We start from the raw sequence: 20,428 nt of genomic DNA on the forward strand, positions 1-20,428 counted from the left end.
TTCCAGATCAGTCCCTGCTTGCGGCCACCACCCCACCCGAAACTTCATGGCCTTGCCCTTTGGGGTGCTGCCTCAACGGTGACAATTGGGCGGCGACGCTGTCCAACAGCATCTCCAGGGCCGTCGGATACGCGCTCTCGACCATGCGGGTCGCCAGGAGCGGAGCCGCCTCCGCGATGCGCGGATGGGTGCTGCGGGGCAGGCGGGCGTACGTCGAGCGCCACATCGCCTCGTCGGCGTGCAGGGACGCGCTGGGCAGTGCCAGGGACGCGGCGTCGAGGGCGGCGAAGGCCAGGGTCTGGTCGATGAACGCGTGGTAGATCCGCACGGTGTCCGGCAGCGGGAGGCCGGCCGTGCGCAGGACGTCGAGTACGGCCTCGTCGGCGGCGAGTTCGTTGGCCCGGCCGGTGACGCGGCTCGCCGTGAGCTGGGCGGCCTGCGGGTGGGCCACGTAGGCGGCGTGGATGCGCAGGCCGATCGCGCGCAGGTCGGCCCGCCACTCCCCCGTCCGCTCCCAGCCCCGCAGCGCCTGTCCTACGAGGGCGTCGCCGATGGCCAGGGTCAGTTCGTCCATGCCACGGAAGTAGCGGTAGAGCGTGCTGGGGTCGGCGTCCAGGGCTAGACCGAGGCGGCGGGCCGTGAGACCGGCGCTGCCGTGTTCGCGAAGCATGCGCAGGGCCGTGTCGACGATCAGTTGCTCGGACAGGACGGTCCCGCTCTTGGTGGGACGGCGCCGCCGCCGTTTCTCCTCGGACACCACCGGTTTCGGCATCGCGGCCTCCCTCGCACACTCTTATGCCAACGCCATTGACCTTATCCGGAGGACCGGCGTTGTATCACCGGTGAGATATCGGGCACTGAAGGAGTTCTTGCCATGCGTGTACTGCTCGTGGGAGCCGGTGGTGTGGGTGGCGCGATCACCCGGATCGCGGCCCGGCGTCCGTTCTTCGACGCGATGGTGGTCGCGGACTACGACCTGTCCCGGGCGGAGGCGGCGGTCGCCGCGCTCGGGGACACCGGCGCCCGGTTCCGTGCCGAGCGGCTGGACGCGAACGACGAGGAGGCCGTCGTGGCGGCGCTGCGCGCGCACGAGTGCGACGTGCTGCTCAACGCGACCGACCCTCGCTTCGTCCTCCCCCTCTTCCGCGCGGCACGGGCCGCGGGGGCGAACTACCTCGACATGGCGATGTCGTTGTCCCGGCCACATCCGGACCGGCCGTACGAGGAGTGCGGGGTCAAGCTCGGGGACGCACAGTTCGAGGACGCGGCCGAGTGGGAGAAGGCGGGCGCCCTGGCGCTCGTCGGGATGGGGGTGGAGCCGGGTCTCTCGGACGTGTTCGCGCGGTACGCCGCCGACGAACTCTTCGACGAGATCGAGGAGATCGGCATCCGCGACGGCGCCAACCTCACCGTCGACGGCTACGACTTCGCGCCCTCCTTCTCCATCTGGACCACGATCGAGGAGTGCCTGAACCCGCCGGTCGTCTACGAGGCCGGCCGCGGCTGGTTCACCACGGAACCGTTCAGCGAGCCCGAGGTGTTCGACTTCCCCGAGGGCATCGGCCCGGTGGAGTGCGTGAACGTGGAGCACGAGGAGGTGCTGCTGGTCCCGCGCTGGGTCGACGCGAAGCGGGTCACCTTCAAGTACGGGCTCGGCAACGAGTTCATCGACACCCTGAAGACCCTGCACCTGCTGGGCCTCGACCGCACCGAGCCGGTCACCGTGCCGAGCGCCTCGGGCCCCGTCGCGGTGTCGCCGCGTGACGTCGTCGCCGCCTGTCTGCCCGATCCCGCGACGCTGGGCGACCGGATGCGCGGCAAGACCTGCGCGGGCGCCTGGGTGCGCGGCACCAAGGACGGGGCGCCGCGCGAGGTGTACCTCTACCACGTGGTCGACAACGAGTGGTCGATGGCGGAGTACGGCTCCCAGGCCGTGGTGTGGCAGACCGCGATCAACCCGGTGATCGCCCTGGAGCTGCTGGCCACGGGTGCGTGGACCGGCTCGGGTGTACTGGGCCCGGAGGCGTTCCCGGCCGGACCGTTCCTCGACCTGCTGACGGAGTACGGCTCGCCGTGGGGGCTGCGCGAGCAGTGACCCTGCTCAACTCCCTTCTGGCGAGGGCGAGTCGGGAAGCCTCAGGGTGAAGACGGAGCCCGTGCCGGGTTCGCTCGTCGCCTCGACCGTGCCGTCGTGGGCGGCCGCCAGGTCGCGGACGATGGACAGACCCAGGCCGCTGCCCCCGGTGCGCCGGCTGCGGGACTGGTCGGCGCGCCAGAACCGCTCGAAGACGTGCGGGAGGTCCTCGGGGGCGATGCCGGTGCCGGTGTCCGTGACGGTCAGGACGGCCCGGTCGTCCTCGCGCCAAGCGGTGAGGGTCACCGTGCCGTCGGCCGGTGTGTGGCGCAGCGCGTTGGACACGAGGTTGCCGAGGACCTGGCGCATGCGTACCGGGTCCGCGTCCAGCCAGAGGGTGCGGTCCGCCTTGGTGAGCAGGACGACCCCGGCCGTGTCGGCGGTGACCCGGTACGCGGCGGCGACCTGGTCGAAGAGGTCCTCGACGCGCACGGGTTCGCGGTGCAGCCGCAGGGTGCCGGCGTCCGCGGCGGCGAGGTCCTGGAGGTCGTCGATGACGCGCTGGAGGACCATCGCCTCCTCGTGCAGCGAGCCGAGGAGCGCCGGGTCGGCCTCGACGAAGCCGTCCCGGGTGACCTCCAGCCAGCCCCGGATGTTGGTGAGCGGGCTGCGCAGTTCATGGGCGATGTCGCTGACCATGGCCTTGCGCTGGGCCTCCATGCGTTCGCGGCGATCGGCGAGGTCGTTGAAGGCCTCGGCCAGGATGCCGGTCTCGTCCCGGGTCTTCACCGGTACCCGGACGTGCAGTTCCGGCGGCTGCTGGGCCGCCTCGGTCAGCACGCGCAGGGGTCGTACCAGGCGGGTGGCGACCACGGCCGTCACCAGGACGGTGAGGGCCAGCACGGCCGCTGCGGCGCCGACGACCTTGGCCTTGTTCGCCGGTGAGACGTCGAAGCGGGGCGCGGTGGTGTCGCCGCCGCCCAGGAACAGTTCGGCCACCGGCGCGACGTAGGGCTCGAGTTGAGCGCGGCGGGCGCTGTCGGTGCAGGCCTCCGCCTTGCGGATGTCGGCCGTGTCGCCCAGCTTGGTGTACGCGCCCGTGATGTAGCGGGAGCCGAGGCTCTTGTCGAAGACGTCGACGCCGAAGTAGGGGACCGCGAACTTCAGGCCTTCCTTTTGATAGCAGGGCTGGGCGCGCACGATCAGGTCCTTCAGCGCCTTGCTCTCGGTGACGGTCGGGGCGTTGAGCTTCCCGTCGGCGCATGTCTCGGGCACATAGCCGTTGGCGTCGTTGCCGTCCCCGTCGGTGAGGACGGGGCGGCCGCTCGGCGTCATCGTGATGGTCGTGTCGATCCCTGCCTGGACGAAGCACCGATGCCGGTCCTCGGCCAGCACCTCCAGGCGGGCGCGTTCCTTCGCGGGCAGCCGGTAGGGCCCCACGACCCGGGGGTCGATGCCGCTGAGCTGTGCGCCGGGCTGCGTGTACGTGTCGGTGTGCAGCGGGTCGACGCTCGCGGCGGCGCGGGGCGGCAGTGAGGTGCCGTGCGCCGCGGAGTCGGCGATGAGGGTGCGGTCGGAGGTGGTGAGGGCGATGCGGCGGCCCATCTTCTTCGACAGGGCGACGAGCGTGGGCCGCACGCCATTCCACTCGGGGTGGGTCGCGGCGTATCCGCTCAGCTGCGCGAGGATGCGCATGTCGTCGGCGAGATCCTGGCCCTGTTCCTCCCGGATGGCCCGGGTGGTGGTCTCCACCGCGAGCCATGCCGTCGCCCCGACCGAGCAGAGGGCGATCAGCACGGTGGCGACGAGCAGCCGGACCAACAGCCGCTTGCGCAGCGGTATCCGGGGCCTCACGCGCGACCGCCGCGCAGCTTGTAGCCGACGCCGAACACGGTCAGCAGCCGGGCCGGTTTGCGTGGGTCGGCCTCTATCTTCCGGCGCAGGTTCATGATGTGGACGTCGACGGCCCGTTCCGTGGACGCCCGGTCCAGGCCCCGGGTGTACTGAAGCAACTGCCGCCGGGAGAAGACCCGTTCGGGCTCGGCGGTCATCGCGAGCAGGATCTCGAACTCGGCCGGTGTGCAGTCCACCGGTGTCCCGTCGCAGCGCACCTCGTGCCGCGCGGGATCGACGGAGAGACCTGCCGCCCGTACGACGGTGTCCTCCTGTCTGCTCTCGGAGTTGCGGCCGCTGCGCCGCAGGACCGTGCGGATGCGGGCCATCAGTTCGCGCGGGCTGTAGGGCTTGGTCATGTAGTCGTCGGCGCCGAGTTCCAGGCCGAGCAGGACGTCGTCCTCGGTGGAGCGGGCGGTCAGCATCAGGACGGGGACGTCGTCCTCGCGCAGCGCCCGGCACACTCCGAAGCCGTCGATCACGGGCAGCATGAGGTCGAGCACCACGAGGTCGGGCCGGAGTTTCCGAGCCGCGGCGATGGCGGCGCCCCCGTCGTGGACCACGGTCGCGGTGTGGCCCTCGGTCAGCAGGGAGCGTCGTATCAGCTCGGCCTGCATCTCGTCGTCCTCGGCGACCAGCACATGTGCGCACATTGGGCGGATCCTAGGCGGTCAGCGCGAGAGGGAGACGGCGTCGCCCATGAGGACGACGGGATGCCGGGCCGGGTCGAGGGTGCGCAGCAGTTCCTTCATGTGGCCTTCGGCGATGCTGACGCAGCCGTGGGTGGGGCCGCCGTGGTCGACGTGGATCCAGATGCCGCCGCCCCGGGAGGAGCCGAGGGGGCGGGTCCAGTCGAGGGGGGAAGTGCCGGGCTGCCGGTTGTAGTCGATGGCGATCACGTAGTCGAAGGAGCCGGCCAGCGACTCGCCCTCGAAGCCGGTGCCGGGCGAGACGAAGCCCGAGCCCTGGTCGTACGACAGCTTGGTGCCGGGGTCCTTGAGCAGTCCGCCCGCGTCCGTGAGCGAGTAGACACCGATCGGTGAGCGCAGGTCACCGGCCACGTGGTGGTCCGACCAGCCCTTGAGCGCGTTGTGCGCGGCCCACCTCGCGGTCTGCTGCCAGCCGTCGTCGGTGCGCTCGTACAGGGCGAGGGAGGAGACGGAGGAGTTCGCGCCGCGGCCGGTCACCAGGACGGCCTGTTCGCTGTCGGCCGGTATCTGGGCCAGCATCTTGGGCCCCACGCCCGGGAGTTGGCGGGGTGCGGCCTCGGCGGATATCTCCGACGAGGGCGACGGAGAGGCCGAGGGGGCAACGGCGGGGGCGGGGTCGGACGAGTGGCCCGTCGCCGCCACCGCACCGCCGCCGCATCCCGTCAGAAGAAGAGACACGGCGACGAGTGCGACCGGGGACATACGAGTGATCATGAGTCGACGATGACCGACACATGTGAGGAACTCGTCAGCTCCTACGGCTTGGCCGGCTTGCCTTTCGTGTAGAGCCAGGTGTGGAAGAGGGCATCGAGTCGTGTGCCCGATTTCTGCTCCGCCAGACTGACGAACTCTGCGGTGGTTCCGTGCCCGTAGCGGTGTCCGGCCGCCCAGGCGCGCAGGATCGCGAAGAAGGTCTTGTCGCCGACGGCCAGGCGCAGTTCGTGCAGTGCCATGGCGCCGCGGGCGTACACGGGCGTGCCGAAGATGTTGGCGCCGCTGCCCGGGTCGCCAGGCGGGAAGGCCCACAGGTCGTCGGTCGCCGCGCGGGCGTACAGCGCGTCGAAGGTCTGCTGGGCGGTCTTGCCGCCGTGCTGCTCGCTGTAGAGCCACTCCGCGTAGGTGGCGAAGCCCTCGTTGAGCCAGATGTCCTTCCAGCTGGTGAGGGAGACGGAGTCCCCGAACCACTGGTGGGCGTTCTCGTGCACGAGGGTGCTGAGGTCCGGCGCCGAGTCGTAGATCGGCCGCCCCTGCGTCTCCAGGGCGTAGCCGACGTCCGGGGCGTGGTCGACGATCGACCCGGCCGAGCGGAAGGGGTACGGGCCGAACAGCTTGCTCTCCCACTCCAGTACGGAGGGCAGCTTCTTCAGCACGGGCTCGGCGGCGGTGGCCTCGCGGGGGTCGACGGCGTTGTACACCTTGACGCCGTCCCGGGTGGTGTACTGCTCGACCTTGAACTTCCCGACCGTCGCGGTGGCGAGGTAGGCGGCCATCGGCTCGGGCGCGTGCCAGCGGAACGTGGTCTTCCCGTGAGCCGTCTTCTGGCTCTGGAGAACGCCGTTGGCGACCGCGGTGCGCCCCTGCGGGACGGTGATCGTGAAGTCGTACGACGACTTGTCCTTGGGGTGGCTGTTCGCCGGGAACCAGGTCATCGCGCCCTGTGGTTCGCCCGCCACGAAGGCGCCGTCGTCGGTGGCGATCCAGCCGTCCGCCGAGCCGTCCGGGTCGGTGACCTGCTTGGGTACGCCGTTGTAGGTGACGGCGATCTGGAACTCCTGTCCCTTGCGCAGGGCTTTGCGCGGGGTGACGACGAGTTCCTGTCCGTCGCGGCGGAAGCCGGCCTTGACGTGGTCGACCGTCAGGCCGGTGATCGTCAGGCCCTTGAAGTCGAGGTCGAAGCGGGTGAGCTTCTCGGTGGCGCGGGCGGTGAGGACCGCCTTGCCGTCGAGGTGGCGGCTCGCCGGGTCGTAACGGAGCGTCAGGCCGTAGTGGGCGACGTGGTAGCCGCCGTTGCCGGAGAGCGGGAAGTACGGGTCGCCCACGCCGGACGAGCCGATCGTGGTGGCTCCGGCCGGCGCGGCGGCGGCGAGCAGGGCCGCGACGGCGACGGGGACGGTGGCCACGACGGCGCTGCGGCGGAGGACGGCGGTGCGTCTTGTGGACGGCTGCCGGAGGTGCGTCACATGCGCTCCTACAGAGTGAGGGGTGATCATTCGTCTCAGAGACTAGGCCGCCCGCTCCCTCGGAATCCCTCTCGTAGAGGCAAAGTCGTACAACGGCGTGTCCACTCGCCCGGACCCACCGGACACCGGCCGCGCGCCGGTCCTCGTCCCGGGGACGACGGTCAGTCGCCGAGTACGAGCCGGCTCGTCTCCCCCGGTTGGAGGCAGACCGCGCGGCCGGGCAGCCGCACATCGATCGGCGAGGCCTCGGAGGACGGTACGTCGATGTCCAGCCGGCCCCGCTCCAGCCGCAGCCGCACATCCCAGTGGCCCTGGTAGCGCAGCGCGAATCCGTACGACGACAGTTCCGGCAGCGGCACCGGATCGAGCCACAGTGCCCCGCTGCGGGTCTCCAGTCCGGTCAGTCCCCGCTGCACCAGATCGAGGGTGCCCGCCATGGCGCCCAGGTGGATGCCCTCGCCCGTCGTGCCGCCCTGTACGTCGGCGATGTCACCCTGCAGGGCCTCCTGGCAGAACTTCCAGGCCTCGGCCCGCCGCGCCCGCGCCAGCACCCAGCCGTGGACGAGTCCGCTGAGGGTGGAGCCGTGGCTCGTGCGGCCCAGGTAGTGGTCGACCGTGCGCCGCCAGGTGTCCTCGTCCAGCCGGAGTCCCAACCGGCCGAACAGGCCCTGGAGTTCGGCCGGGGAGAACAGGTAGCCCAGCATCAGGACGTCGGCCTGTTTGGAGGCCCGGTAGCGGTTGACGGTGTCGCCCTCGGCCTCCAGGATCCGGTCGAGGCGCCGGATGTCGCCGTACCGCCGCCGGTATCCCTCCCAGTCGAGTTCCTCCAGGTCGCCGTAGCCCTCGAACTGGCTGATGACGCCGTCGTGGAAGGGGACGTGGAGGGTACGGGAGACGTCCTCCCACTGCTCCATCTCCCCGCCGTCCAGGCCGGTGCGCTCTACGAGTTCGCGTTGCCGCGCCTCGGGCAGGGACCGGAGCAGCTCCAGCGTGCGGGTCAGTACCCAGGCGGCGGTGACGTTGGTGTACGCGTTGTCGTCGAGTCCGGGCGACGCCGCACCGGGATACGCGTCGTGGTACTCGTCGGGTCCGACCACGCCCTTGATCCGATGGCGCCCCAGGCCCTCGTCGTAGACGGCCGCGTCCGCCCAGAAGCGGGCGATCTGCAGCAGCATCTCGGCGCCCTTGGTGTGCAGGAACTCGGTGTCGCCGCTGGCCTCGCAGTACTGCCAGACGTTGTAGGCGATCGCGGAGCCCACGTGGTGCTGGAGGTGGGAGTGATCGGGCAGCCAGCGGCCGGAGTTGGGGTTGAGGTGGAGCCGCTGGGTCTCCTCGCGTCCGTCGCTGCCGCTCTGCCAGGGGTACATGGCGCCCTTGTGGCCCGCTTCCCGGGCTGCGGTGCAGGCCTGTTCGAGGCGCCGGTGGCGGTAGCGGAGCAGGGCGCGGGAGACCTCGGGGAAGTGCAGGTCGAGGTAGGGCAGGACGAACAGTTCGTCCCAGAAGACGTGCCCGCGGTAGGCCTCGCCGTGCAGTCCCCGGGCCGGTACGCCGACGTCGAGGTCGGCGGTGTGCGGGGACAGGGTCTGCAGCACGTGGAAGAGGTGCAGCCGCAGGATGCGGCCGGGCTCGCCGTCCACGTCGAGGGCGGAGCGGCGCCAGAGCTGGTCCCAGGCCGTCAGATGGTCGTCGAGCAGATCGTCGAAGCCGGGTGCCCGGCCGACCCGGTCGACCGCGGCGCGCAGCGGATCGCTGATCGCGGGGTCGCGGGAGGTGTGCAGCACGATCGTCTTGTCCACGGTGACCGTGCGGCCGTCCGCCAGGCTCAGCCGCACGTGCTGCGAGGCGCGCGGCCCCTCGTGGGTTGCCGTCACGGGCGCGTCGGCGTTCAGCCGGGCCGCCATGGCGAGCCTGATGTCCGAGGTGCGGGTGCGGCAGCGCAGCCACACCGTGTCCGGGGCGGCGGTTCCGGTGTGGACGTGGGTGAGATGGCGTCCGTCCAGGTCCCGGTAGCGCGCCACTCCCGCGTTGGTGACACCGCCGTCCAGTGCCGCCTCCACGTCGAGTTCTCCGGAGAAGCCCTCGGCGGTGAACTCGGTGCGCAGCGCGGCCACATGGGGGTCGCCCATGTGCACGAGCCGCTGCTGCCGTACGGACAGCGTCCGTTCCCCGCCGAGGTCGAAGCGGGTCCGCCGCTCCAGCAGCCCGGAGGCCAGGTGCAGGCACTGGCGGTGCTCGATCACCGGCGTGGTGTCCGGGGTGAGCCATGGCCCGCCGCGCAGCCGGAACCGCAGGGGCAGCCAGTTCGGCACGTTGACCATGTCCTCGTTCTCGACCCGGCGGCCGGCCACGTCCGAGGTGAGCCGGTTGTAGCACCCCGCGACATACGTCCCCGGGTAGTGCACCTCGTCCGCGTCGCACTCCGGAAGGGCGCCGCGGGTGGCGAAGTAGCCGTTGCCCAGCGTGCACAGCGACTCCCGCAGACGCTCGTCGGCGGGAACGTAGCCCTCGTACTCCCAGGTCCAGTCCGTCACTTCGGCGATTCCTCCGTGCAGAGCTCTCCGAGATCCCGCACGACGATGTCGGCGCCGTGCCTCAGCAGCCTCTCGCCCGTGCCGGGATCGGCCGCGCGGTCCACGCCGACGACGAGGGCGAACCCACCGAGACGGCCCGCCTCCACGCCGGCCACGGCATCCTCGACGACGGCGGCACGAGAGGCGGGGACGCCGAGACGGCGGACCGCCTCCAGGAAGAGGTCGGGCCGCGGCTTGCCCGGGAGGCCCAGCCGGGCCGCCTCGCCTCCGTCCACGAGCACGTCGAAAAGGTCCAGCACCCCGGCCCGGGTGAGCAGTTCACGGGCGTGCCGGGACGCGGAGGCCGCGGCACGGGGAACACCGGCCCGGCGCAGCGCACGCACCAGCCGCACGGTTCCGGGATACGCGTCGACCCCGTGCCTGCTCAGGTGCTCGGTGAACAGCCGCTCCTTGTCGTCGGCGACCTCCCGCACCGTCCGCGGCGACGGCTCGATGCCGCGCGAGGCGAGGAACGCGGCGGCGCCGTCGGAGCGGGACTTGCCGTCCACGTGACGGAGGTAGTCGTCGCGTACGTCGAACGGCCCGCGCAGGGCCGGATCCTCGGGCGGATGCTCGCGCAGGAACGCGTCGAACGCCGTCTTCCAGGCCGCGGCATGCACTCTGGCCGAGTCGGTGATCACTCCGTCGGTGTCGAAGACGACGGCCCGCACGTCCCCCAGCACGGGGGACGGCAGGTCCTGGAGCGTGGGGGCGGTGGGTGGGCGGCCCATCGTCACACCAGCTGCGGTACGACGGCCACCGGGCACTCCGCGTGGTGCAGCAACGTGTGTGCCACGCGGCCCAGTTGGAGGCCGAAGTGACCGGTCCGGCGCTTGGCTCCGACGATCACGAGGTCGGCGGCGGCCGTCCGGTTCAGCAGCACCCTGCGGGCCGGGCCCTCCACCGTGCCGCGGCGCACCCGCACACCGGGGTGGTCCGCCGCGGGGTCGTGCAGCAGGGCGTCGAGCAGGGCGGACGCCCGCTCCTCGTGGTGGTGCGCCGGGTCCTCGGCCAGCCGCGGGTCGTCGGCGGTCTCGTGCGCCGGGCAGCGCCAGGCGCGTACGACGTCGAGGGTGCACTTACGGGCCTCCGCCTCGCGGAAGGCGAAACGCACGGCTTCCCCGCCCGTGGCGGGTTCACCGGCACCGAGGAGGATCCGTTCGTGGGTACTGTCCAGCGCGGCCCTGTCACCGCGGACGACGATCACGGGGCAGTGGGCGCGGGCGGCCACCGCCAGGCTGACCGAACCGAGGAGCAGACCTGCCACTTCGCCGCGTCCGCGCACTCCGGTGACGAGCGCGTAGGCGTTGTGGCCTTCGCGTACGAGGGTGCTCGCCGCCTCGTCGGGGATCACCTCCGTGGACACCTTCACCTCGGGACGGCGTCGGTGGGCGCGTTCCGCCGCCGATCCGACGGTGTTGTCCGCCATGACCTGCCGGGAGGGGCGCTCCCGGCCGCCCGGCGACACCGCGCTCTCGTAGCGCTCCCACAGGGATGCGTACACCAGCCGCAGCGGCAGCCCGAGCCGGGCCGCTTCCTCCACCGCCCAGTCGACCGCGAGCAGGCTCCCGTCCGATCCGTCGACACCCACGACCAGGGGCAGTTCCATCGTCCTCGCCGCCTTTCGTCGGGCTGTGCAGCCGCACAGCAGAACGGTTCCGCTGCCCAGGGTGCACTCCTCCGTCCTGTCGTAGCAGGGGCGCTTCGGCCCCGGAAGTGGCCGTTCGGCCCATGCGAGGTGCCCGCTCGGCGGGTGGTGACCACCGTGGCCGGGACGTTCCTCCCTCGGCATCGGGACCGGTCGGCCCTGGCGCGGGACCGGCCCGCGTGGTGTGCTGAAGGTGACGGGAAGGGCCCGCAGAGGGACGCGGAGAGGCGGTCTTCGAGCCGCGCACCGCGCAATCAGGATCCGCGAGAAGCGGATGGACCCTTCCCGCCCTTCTGTGCACCCTGCCCGTCCTCGTCCGTTGCACTGGACACGGGGATGGGCCGCCCGGCCACGCCCGTACTCGGCCAAGTCCGGCAGCCGGCTCGCGCGGACCCGCCGACGGCACAGGTTTTCCGACGCCGGCGTACGTCGGGCACGACACGTACGTCAGGCGTCCACCGCTATCCGCCGCCCGGTCATGGCGTCCGGTCGCACGGACACCCACGACTCGCGCTGCCCGCCCGCCCACGGTGTGCTGTACGCCAGCTCCGTCAGCCTGCGGACGGCGTCGGGCTCCGTCACAGCCGTCGCCCTCCCTCGTACGAGTACGCTCCAGCCGGTGCTGAACGCGTCGTCGATACGGTCGACCTCGAAGGCCACCCGGCAGCCGACCGCCCGGGACGTCACGCTGCCGGGATCGGTGCGGAAGACGATGAGGTCGTCGACCACGCTGTAGTTGACGGGAACGATCACGGGCCCGTCCTCGACGGGTATCGCCAGTCGTCCCACGCCGTGCGTGGAGAGCAGGGTGCGGCACTCCTGTGCGCTCAGTTCGACAAATCCGGCACGGCGGTCGGCCTGTTCCGGGCCCGGCGGCAACTCGACGTCGCCGCCCGTCAGATGCGCCAGCGTGGTGTCCAGGACGCCCGCGAGACGGAGCAGGACGCCGGTGCTGGGCGCGGCGCCGTGATGCTCCTCCAGGTATCGCAGATAGCTCGGGGCCACTCCCGCCCGTTCCGCCGTCTCCTTCCGGGTCAGGCCGCACTCCGTACGTCGCTGGACGAGGCGACGCCCCAGGTCGCCCACCGGTGGTCGGTGGGTCGTGTCCGGCGTAGTTCGGTGGCTCATGGTCTGTCACGTCCTCTCGTCGGGCGGCCCGACCACAACGACTTCCTCGTGCCGCGCCCCGCCGAGCACGACCTTGAGGGCACCGGTGTCGGCGGCCTTGCCGAAGACCTCGTACGCCTCCTCCATGCGCTCCAGCGGGAAGGTGTGGGTGACCAGCTGCGAGGTAGGCAGCCGACCGGCCGCGGCCATCCGCAGCAGCGTGGGCGTGGAGTACGTGTCCACCAGACCCGTGGTGACGGTGACGTTCTTGATCCACAGATCCTCGAGATGCAGCATCGCGGGCCTGCCGTGCACACCCACATTCGCGACATGACCACCCGGACGCACCATCCGGGTACACAACTCGAACGTCTCCGGCACACCGACCGCCTCGATGACGACGTCCGCTCCCATCCCGTCGGTCAGATCCGCGACCAGCTGCTCAGGGGCCTCACCGGCATCCGCCACCGCATCCGCACCGAACCGCTTCGCCGCATCCAGCCGGGCACCGGCCACATCCACCGCGACGACCCGCTCCGGCGAGAACAACCGCGCCGTGGCGATCGCCGCCAGCCCCACCGGACCCGCACCCACCACAGCCACCGTGTCACCGGGACGCACCCGCCCGTTGAGCACACCCACCTCGTACCCGGTGGGGAAGATGTCCGCCAGCAGCACCGCGTCCCTGGCATCCAGCGCACTGGGCAGCGGATGGACGGACAGATCCGCGTGCGGCACCCGCACATACTCCGCCTGCGTGCCGTCGATCAGATGCCCCAGAATCCAGCCCCCGCCACCACGGCACTGCCCGTACATCGCCCTGCGGCAGTACACGCAGCGCCCGCAGGCCGTGATGCACGAGACCAGAACCCGCTCTCCCGGCCTCACGCTCCGCACATCCGAACCCGCCTCCACCACCTCACCGACCGCCTCATGACCCAGGACCGTGCCCGGACGCACCTCGGGCACATCCCCCTTCAGAATGTGCAGATCGGTTCCGCAGATGGTGACGGCGTCGACACGCACGATCACATCAGCGGGATCCACGATGCCCGGATCCGGAACGTCCTCCCAGGAAGACCGACCCGGACCGTGGAAGACATAGCCCTTCATGACGTTCCTTCCCTTCTCCCTCTCCCCGAGAGCCGGTTCTCCGGTCGCAGAGACGTGCGCGGCTTCCCCAGGGACGCTCGTCCTGACCGAAATATCCATCAAATCCAGCTTGTCGCGTATTTCAGCCAGGCGCTTGGGCCGGTCGGCCCCATCGGCTCGCCGGGCCCGGCCACGGAGCACCTGGACCGAATGGCTCGCCCAGGGCGCCGGCCTGGTTCCGGTCGGGCCTTGCGTTCCTCCTCTCCAGCCCAGGCCACGGCCGCTCCCAGGCTGCTCACAGCTCCGACGACGTGTTCGCCGAGCAGCGTGCCGAGCGGCACCCGGCTCACGCGGTCCTCCTCACAGCCGACCCCGGCAGCGGCTCGGCGATCGGCGGAACTGACGGAACTGACGGAACTGACGGAAAGATCCTCGCCAACGTCCGCTGGACGACCGCCGACGGTTCCGCACGCACGGGCCGAACGTTGGTGTACACCGGTCAGAAGGCCGGCACCACGGTGGTCGGCCGGGTGGATGCCCGGGGCGGACTCAGCACCGAACCGCCGAACCCGTCCGTGTCCGCCGTCGAGTCGGGCATCCTGGGCGCCGCCGCTCTCGGACTCGTCGGCACGGCGATCGGCGCCGGGGCCGGGGCCGTCGCGGCTCGAGCGGTGGGGCATGGAATGGGACATGGTCGGTCCGCGGTGGGGGGAACAAGACCGGTTGACCGGTGTCACTGGAAGGCCGCGTGGATCTCCTGTTCGGTGGCCGCATGCGAGACGACGAGGAGTTCGTCGCCGCTCCGGAGCCGCATCTCGGGGGTGGGGACGGTGGGCTGGCCGTCGCGGATGACCGTGGCGATGACCGTGCCCGCGGGAAGGGTGACCTCGGCCAGCGTGCGTCCCGAGGCGCGGGACTGCGGTGTGATGGCTGTTTCGATGACGTCGACGCCCGCCTTGCTCAGGCGCAGCAGGGCCACGGTGTCCGTGGCGCCGGTGGCCTCCTCGATGAGCGAGATCAGTGGAGTGGCCGCCGGGACCGCCGTGTCGACTCCCCAGTTGCGGTCGAACAGCCAGGTGTTCTCGGCCTCGTTGACGCGTGCCGCGACCCGGGGCACCTCGAACTGCCGCTTGGCTAGCAGGCTGATGACGAGGTTGTCCTCATCGTCGCCGGTGGCCGCGATGACGAGGTCGGCGGCGAGCACGCCCGCGTGCTCCAGGACGCCGGGTTCGCAGGCATCCCCCGTAAGGAGACGTACGGGGAGACGGCCTTCGAGCCCGGCGACGCGGTCCTCGTCGATGTCTACGAGGGTGACGTCGTTGCGGGCCGCGGCCAGAACCTGGGCGATCTGGGTGCCGAGCCGCCCCGCTCCGGCGATGAGCGCCTTCATGTCCCCAACTCCTTGTCCAGAAAGCCGCGCAGGCGGCCGAGCGCGGTGGCCGCGACAGCGAAGGTGACCAGGTCACCGGGTTCGGCGCGGGTGCTGTGGGCGGGCACGAGCGACCGTCCGCCGCGGGTGACCTCGACGACCCGGATCTCCCCGTCCACGTCGAACTCGGCCAGCCGCCGCCCGCCGAGGTAGCCGGGCAGCTCTGAGCGGAGCAGCAGGGTCTCGCCGTTGCCGAAGGTGAGTTCCGGGGTGAGGTGGCGGTGCAGCAGCATCTGGTGGATCTGGTGCACGGTCCAGCGGACGCTGGCGATGGTGGGGATGCCGAGCTCGCGGTAGATGTCCGCGCGGCGCGGGTCGTAGATGCGGGCGACGACAATGGGGACCCGGTAGGTCTCCTTGGCCGTACGGGCGCTGACGATGTTGCTGTTGTCGCCGGAGGTGGCGGCCACGAACGCGTCGGCGTGCTCGATCCCGGCGGCTTCGAGGACCGTCCGGCTGTAGGCGTTGCCCTCGTGGAACCGACCCGGGAAGCCGGAGGGCAGCAGTCTGCAAGTGGCGGGCCGGCGGTCGATGAGCTGGACGTCGTGGCCCTCGGCGACGAGCTGGACGGCGAGTGCGGAGCCCACCCGCCCGCAGCCCGCGATGATCACTTTCATGACGCTCCTTCCCTTCGGTCTGCGGGCCGGCGGTGCCGCAGCCACCACTTGCGGGTTTCCTCGGCGGCCAGCAGCAGTACGCCGAACGCGGTGAGGACCGCCCAGTCGGAGGCTGCCAGCGGGGCCGTGTGGAAGACCGCCTGCAGAGGTGGCGCGTAGCTGACGGCCGCCATCAGCGCGATGCCGAAGCAACCGGCGGCCAGCAGCCAGGGGTTGGACAGCAGTCCGATCCGGAACACGCTCTGCCGGTCGGTGCGTACGGCGAACGCGTTGAAGAACTGGCTGACCACGATGCCTGCCTGGACCATGGTGATCGCCTCCCGGTAGGCGGTGTCGTGCACGGTGAAGTCGGTGTAGGGGATGCCGGAGGCGTGGATGTGCCAGAAGAACACGGCGCACACGCCGAGGGCCTGGATGCCGCCGAGAAAGAGGATCCGGCCCATCACGGCGGTGGAGAACAGCCGTTCGTTCTTCGAGCGCGGCCGGCGGTCCATGACGTCGGGCTCGGGCGGCTCGGCACCCAGCGCTAGGGCGGGCAGGACGTCGGAGCCGAGGTCGATCGCGAGGATCTGCACGGCGGTGATCGGGACCAGCGGGAATCCGGCGAAGGTGGCCGCGAGGATCGGGACGAGTTCGGCGATGTTGTGGCTGAAGAGGTAGATCAGGAACTTGCGGATGTTCTGATAGACCGACCGACCGAGGCGCACCGCCGTGGTGATGGAGGCGAAGGAGTCGTCCAACAGCACCATGACGGCGGCCTCACGGGCCACGTCGGTGCCGGAGGCGCCCATGGCGACGCCGATGTCGGCGTGCTTGAGCGCGGGTGCGTCGTTGGCGCCGTCGCCGGTGACGGCGACGACCTCGCCGCGCCGCTGCAGGGCGGTGACCACCCGCATCTTGTGCTCGGGGCTGACCCGGCACAGCAGCAGTTCGCCGGACTCGGCGAGCAGGGTGTCCAGGGCTTCGTCGTCGAGGGTGTCCAGGCGGACGCCGGTCACGACGGTGGGCTCCGGCTTCCGGACGATGCCCACCCGGCGGGCGACGGCCTCCGCGGTCAACGGGTGGTCGCCGGTGACCATCACGATGCGGATGCCGGCGTGCCAGCAGGCGTCGACGGCGTCCCTGACCTCGGGACGGGGCGGGTCGAGCATGCCGACGAGGCCCAGCAGGGTGAGGTCCGACTCGGTCTCGTCCTGGGTGGGACGGCCGTCGGGAAGATCCCGCGACGCCGCTGCCAGAACCCGCAGGCCCTGGGAGGCCAGTTCGTCGTTGGCGGCGATCACCGCCGCACGAAGCTCCTCGGTCAGCGGCCGTCTCTCGCCCTTCCAGTCGACGGCGGTGCAGCGGACGAGCAGTTCCTGCGGCGCACCCTTGACGCAGGCGCGGAGAGCGCCGTGCGCGTCGCGGTGCACGGTGCTCATCAGCTTGCGGGTGGAGTCGAAGGGGAACTCCGTGACGCGGGGTGTCGCGGCCTCCTCGGCCACACGGTCGATACCGGCCTTGGCGGCGGCGACGAGTACGGCTCCCTCCGTGGTGTCCCCGAGGATCCGCCAGCCCTGATGGTCGGACGGCGGGACCGTCCGGGCGTCGCAGCACAGTGCCGCCGCACGGAGCAGCTCGCGTACCGGCTCCGGATCGGTGACCTCACCGGTCGGCGCGTACCCCACTCCGGAGACGGAGTGCCGGACTCCGCCCGCCCACACCTGCACGACGGTCATCTCGGCCTGGGTGAGGGTGCCCGTCTTGTCCGTGCACACGACTGTGGTGGAGCCCAGCGCCTCCACTGCAAGCAGCTTCTTGATGAGCGCGTGCCGGGCGGCCATCCGCCGTACACCGATCGCCAGCGACACCGACAGCGTCGCGGGCAGGCCCTCGGGCACCATGGCGACCATCACGCCGAGTGCGAAGACGAAGGTCTCGACGAGCGGCCGGCCGGCGGGCAGCCGCACCGCGAACAGCAGCGCCCCGATCGCCAGCGCCGCGCCCGCCACCCGGCGGGCCATCGACGCGACCTGGATCTGCAGGGGGGTCTTCTGGCGCGGCGCCGCGGACGCGAGCCGGAAGATACGCCCGAACTCGGTCTCCGCGCCCGTCGCGAACACCACGGCCTTGGCGGTGCCCGCCACGACGTCGGTGCCCATGAACACACAGTTGCGGGACTCCAGCACCGGCCCTTCCGCCACCGGCTGGCGGGTCCGGCCGACGGCGTCGCTCTCCCCCGTGAGCGCCGCGTTGTTCACCGAGACCTCGTGCGCCTCCACGAGCCGGCAGTCCGCCGGCACCGCGTCCCCGGCCTCCAGGACCACGACGTCCCCGGGGACCAGATCACCAGCGGGCAGCTCCAGCCGTTCGCCGCCCCGCAGGACCCGGCAGGTATGGGGCACCATCGCCTGGAGGGACTCGGCGGTCCGCTCGGCGGAGTACTCCTGCACGAAGCCGATGCCCGCGTTCAGCAGCACCACGCAGAGGATCGCCACCGCCAGCTGCAGGGTGCCTGTGTCGCGCGGTTCCTGGAGTCCGTACGCCAGGAAGGTGATCGCGGACGCGACGACCAGGACCACCGCGAACAGGTCCGTGAACTGCCCGGCGAGCTCCCGCCACCAGCCCCTGCGCCGGGCCCGCGGCAGTTCGTTGGGGCCGTACCGCTCCCGCCGCGAGGCCGCGTCCGCGGGCTCCAGGCCACGCGGCGAGGTGTCCAGGGCTGCGAAGACGTCCGGGGTGGCCAGGGTCTGCAGCGAGGAGCAACCCGTCGTCACGGCGTGGCCCCGGACACGGCCGTGGACCCGGGCCTCGCGGCCGGGCCTGGGCTGCGGACGTCGAAGGGGGCGGCGGGGCGGGCTGCCATGCACTCATCGTGGAGTCCGACGTTCCGGGTGGCACGTCGTGCACCTGGGATCACGTACGGTGCCCGCTGCGGCACATGCGCGGCGTTCATGCCCCAAGAATCGGTGTTTCCACACCTCGCGGACGCGGGCCGTACGGCTCCTGCACAGGGGCCGTACGGCCCCTGTGGGCAGCCTCGACCGCCCGCGCGTCAGAGGCGTGCCCGGGCTCGACCGACGCCGTGCCGGATGCCGCCGCACAGGGGCCGACCGGCCCTGGCCGACGAGTCGGGAACAGGCGGAGTCTGGCGGACGAGGGGGTGCGCCGTCCGGCCCCCCGCCCGGCGCAGAGAGGGGACACTCGTGCCCACGACCAGGCAGGCCGTATCGCAGTTCCTCGTCAAAGGGCGTGCCGCCGCACCGGAGTGCGCCGGCCTGCCGAGGGGGGTGTGAACCGTGGGACGCGACAGCTCGGCCGGCCGACTGCACAGGATCGACCGATGGCTGTACCGGGGCGGCCGTCCACGACGCCTGGCACGCGTGATGAACCGGCAGTCTGCGCTTGTCGCCTCGGCGGGGCTGGCGCCTCGGCGCCTGGTCGCCCTGGAGGTGCCCGGGCGCCGTACCGGACGACTTGTCTCGCTGCCTCTGGTGGTCGCGGACCACGAGGGCGAGCGCTATCTGGTCTCGATGCTCGGCCCGGACGCGAACTGGGTGCGCAATGTCCGGGCGGCCGGCGGGCGGGCGGTGCTGCGGCACGGCCGGCGCGAGGCGGTACGTCTCGAAGAGGTCGAGGTCGGCAACCGGGCACCTGTCCTGCGCCGCTAGCTCGCCCTGGCGCCGGGAGCCCGGCCGCATCTGCCGGTGGACCGGCGGGCCCCACTGGAGGAGTTCGCCCGGATCGCCGACCGGGTCCCCGTCTTCCGGGTCCTGCCCGACCGGCCGGAGGCGGGCGACGGAAGCCGTTCCTGACCACCGCGTCCGTCACCGCAGGAAGCCCGGCCGCCGCTCGTGAGCATGCGTCGCCGTCTCCCTTCTCGTCTCGCTTCTCGCGGGTGGTGACGACGTTCGGGCCAGGCCGGCCATCTGGAACGGCAACCTGCCGGGACTGCGTCACCTGACCCGCGCGCCGACGGCGACCGGCCCGCTTCGACGTCGGCACCGACCACCTCGGCGAGAGCGAGGGCAAGGCCATGGAGCGTCTCGCCGCATTCGCACGTCACCGCGGCTGTGCCTGAACGGTCCGGCCGGCCCTCCTCACCCGGGCACGACGACCACCGGGCATCCTGCCTGCTCGACCAGCCCCTTCAGCGCGGAGCCGAGCCTGTTCTCCCGTCGCCCCGCCACCAGCAGTTCCGCCCGGCCGGACGCCCGTACGAGTGCCTCACCGGCACCGAAGTGCACCACGTCCTCCAGTACGCGCACACGCGGGTACTTCTCGCGCCACGGGCGCAGCACATCGGACAGGAGCCGCATGTTCTCGTCCTCCCGGGCCGCCCGGTCCCTGCACCGCGTGACGAACGGGAGCGCGGAGGAGCCGGAGTCCGGCATCGTCCAGGCGTGCACCACGCGCAGGCGGGCGTTCACGCGGCTCGCCCTGTCGAAGGCGAAGCCGATGGCCGGCTCGTCCGGCCGCCGCGCGTCCACGCCGAGCGCGACCTTGTCCGTACGCCATCCCGTGCCCGCGCAGGCGGGCCCGCCCGGGACGAGGACCACGGGCCGGGCGGAGCGCTCGGCCACCGCGCCCGCCACCGAACCGACCGGCAGCCCCGCGCACCCTCCGGCGCCACGCATCCCGAGCACGAGCAGTTCGGCCGAGGCGCCCAGGGCGAGCAGCCGGGCTGCCGGCTCACCGTCGACCCGAATCTCATGGACCGTCAACTCGGAGGGCGAGGACATCAGTTCGCGTTCCGCCAGGCCGGGCAGCGGGTCCCCGAGGCCGGAACGCGGCGGCCCGGACAGACCCGTCCCCGGCCGCTCCGACACATGGACCACCTGCAGAATCAGGCCGCACCGCAGGGCCTCCCGGGCCGCCCAGTCCGCCGCCACTCTGCTTCGCACGGAGCCGTCCACTCCGACAACGATCGTCCGTTCCATGCCGGTTCGCCTCCCGCCTGCTTGCGGCACCCCTGTCTGCGTGTCCCACGGTCGTCCCGGGCGGGGAGCTCCGGGCAGGGGTCGTACGGACCAATGTCCGGGACCGGTGGCCCCTCCACCGCGCGGTTGTCCGGCACGACGATGGGGACAGGGCCGAGAAGGACCCACCGGGCGAGAGCCAGGGAGGTG

At 71.6% G+C, this 20,428-nt stretch carries 16 protein-coding genes; 2 read left to right on the forward strand and 14 right to left on the reverse strand.

Features of this window, described 5'->3' with window-relative positions; genetic code table 11:
• Positions 1-7: 7 nt before the first annotated feature.
• Positions 8-772 carry a TetR/AcrR family transcriptional regulator gene (locus tag ACWDEW_RS33450; protein WP_450517796.1) on the reverse strand — a complete coding sequence of 255 codons (765 nt, stop codon included), beginning with the start codon at positions 770-772 and terminating at the stop codon, positions 8-10.
• Positions 773-874: 102 nt separating this feature from the next.
• On the opposite strand from ACWDEW_RS33450, the gene ACWDEW_RS33455 reads away from it, so the two are divergent.
• On the forward strand, positions 875-2,095 hold the full coding sequence (locus ACWDEW_RS33455; protein ID WP_450517798.1) for a saccharopine dehydrogenase family protein: 1,221 nt from the start codon (positions 875-877) through the stop codon (positions 2,093-2,095).
• Positions 2,096-2,101: 6 nt separating this feature from the next.
• Here the strand turns inward: ACWDEW_RS33455 and ACWDEW_RS33460 are convergent, their stop codons facing one another.
• The 12 genes from ACWDEW_RS33460 to ACWDEW_RS33515 all read right to left on the reverse strand — a co-directional run bounded on the left by ACWDEW_RS33460 (position 2,102) and on the right by ACWDEW_RS33515 (position 18,076).
• The gene (locus ACWDEW_RS33460; protein WP_450517800.1) at positions 2,102-3,928 is read right to left on the reverse strand and encodes an ATP-binding protein; all 1,827 of its coding nucleotides are present in this window, start codon (positions 3,926-3,928) and stop codon (positions 2,102-2,104) included.
• The gene (locus tag ACWDEW_RS33465; RefSeq protein WP_450517802.1) at positions 3,925-4,620 is read right to left on the reverse strand and encodes a response regulator; all 696 of its coding nucleotides are present in this window, start codon (positions 4,618-4,620) and stop codon (positions 3,925-3,927) included. The genes ACWDEW_RS33460 and ACWDEW_RS33465 overlap by 4 nt, the downstream gene beginning before the upstream one ends.
• Positions 4,621-4,638: 18 nt before the next feature.
• The gene (locus ACWDEW_RS33470; protein WP_450517804.1) at positions 4,639-5,391 is read right to left on the reverse strand and encodes a L,D-transpeptidase family protein; all 753 of its coding nucleotides are present in this window, start codon (positions 5,389-5,391) and stop codon (positions 4,639-4,641) included.
• A 41-nt stretch (positions 5,392-5,432) separates the two neighbouring features.
• Positions 5,433-6,857 (reverse strand): M1 family metallopeptidase, encoded by a 1,425-nt coding sequence (locus tag ACWDEW_RS33475; protein ID WP_450517806.1) that lies wholly within the window; start codon positions 6,855-6,857, stop codon positions 5,433-5,435.
• A gap of 161 nt (positions 6,858-7,018) precedes the next feature.
• Positions 7,019-9,388 carry a glycoside hydrolase family 65 protein gene (locus tag ACWDEW_RS33480; RefSeq protein WP_450517808.1) on the reverse strand — a complete coding sequence of 790 codons (2,370 nt, stop codon included), beginning with the start codon at positions 9,386-9,388 and terminating at the stop codon, positions 7,019-7,021.
• Positions 9,385-10,158: an HAD family hydrolase gene (locus tag ACWDEW_RS33485; RefSeq protein WP_450517810.1), complete on the reverse strand. Its 774-nt coding sequence runs from the start codon at positions 10,156-10,158 to the stop codon at positions 9,385-9,387. Before ACWDEW_RS33485 ends, ACWDEW_RS33480 begins: the two co-directional genes overlap by 4 nt.
• A gap of 2 nt (positions 10,159-10,160) precedes the next feature.
• On the reverse strand, positions 10,161-11,036 hold the full coding sequence (locus ACWDEW_RS33490; protein WP_450517812.1) for a universal stress protein: 876 nt from the start codon (positions 11,034-11,036) through the stop codon (positions 10,161-10,163).
• Between the two features lie 486 nt (positions 11,037-11,522).
• Complete coding sequence (locus tag ACWDEW_RS33495; protein ID WP_450517814.1) at positions 11,523-12,203, reverse strand: helix-turn-helix domain-containing protein; 681 nt, start codon at positions 12,201-12,203, stop codon at positions 11,523-11,525.
• Between the two features lie 6 nt (positions 12,204-12,209).
• Entirely contained in the window at positions 12,210-13,295 is a 1,086-nt protein-coding gene (locus ACWDEW_RS33500) for a zinc-dependent alcohol dehydrogenase family protein (RefSeq protein ID WP_450517988.1), read from the reverse strand.
• 712 nt (positions 13,296-14,007) lie between these two features.
• The gene (locus ACWDEW_RS33505; protein WP_450517816.1) at positions 14,008-14,664 is read right to left on the reverse strand and encodes a potassium channel family protein; all 657 of its coding nucleotides are present in this window, start codon (positions 14,662-14,664) and stop codon (positions 14,008-14,010) included.
• Complete coding sequence (locus ACWDEW_RS33510) at positions 14,661-15,320, reverse strand: potassium channel family protein (RefSeq protein ID WP_450517818.1); 660 nt, start codon at positions 15,318-15,320, stop codon at positions 14,661-14,663. Before ACWDEW_RS33510 ends, ACWDEW_RS33505 begins: the two co-directional genes overlap by 4 nt.
• Positions 15,317-18,076, reverse strand: coding sequence for a cation-translocating P-type ATPase (locus ACWDEW_RS33515; protein ID WP_450517819.1), 2,760 nt, complete (start codon positions 18,074-18,076; stop codon positions 15,317-15,319). The genes ACWDEW_RS33510 and ACWDEW_RS33515 overlap by 4 nt, the downstream gene beginning before the upstream one ends.
• 522 nt (positions 18,077-18,598) lie before the next feature.
• Between ACWDEW_RS33515 and ACWDEW_RS33520 the strand changes: the two genes are divergently transcribed.
• The gene (locus tag ACWDEW_RS33520) at positions 18,599-18,970 is read left to right on the forward strand and encodes a nitroreductase/quinone reductase family protein (RefSeq protein ID WP_450517821.1); all 372 of its coding nucleotides are present in this window, start codon (positions 18,599-18,601) and stop codon (positions 18,968-18,970) included.
• Positions 18,971-19,399: 429 nt separating this feature from the next.
• On the opposite strand, the gene ACWDEW_RS33525 is transcribed toward ACWDEW_RS33520, so the two are convergent.
• Entirely contained in the window at positions 19,400-20,239 is an 840-nt protein-coding gene (locus ACWDEW_RS33525) for a universal stress protein (protein WP_450517822.1), read from the reverse strand.
• Between the last annotated feature and the right edge of the window lie 189 nt (positions 20,240-20,428).

The organism is Streptomyces sp. NPDC001100, assembly GCF_053598575.1.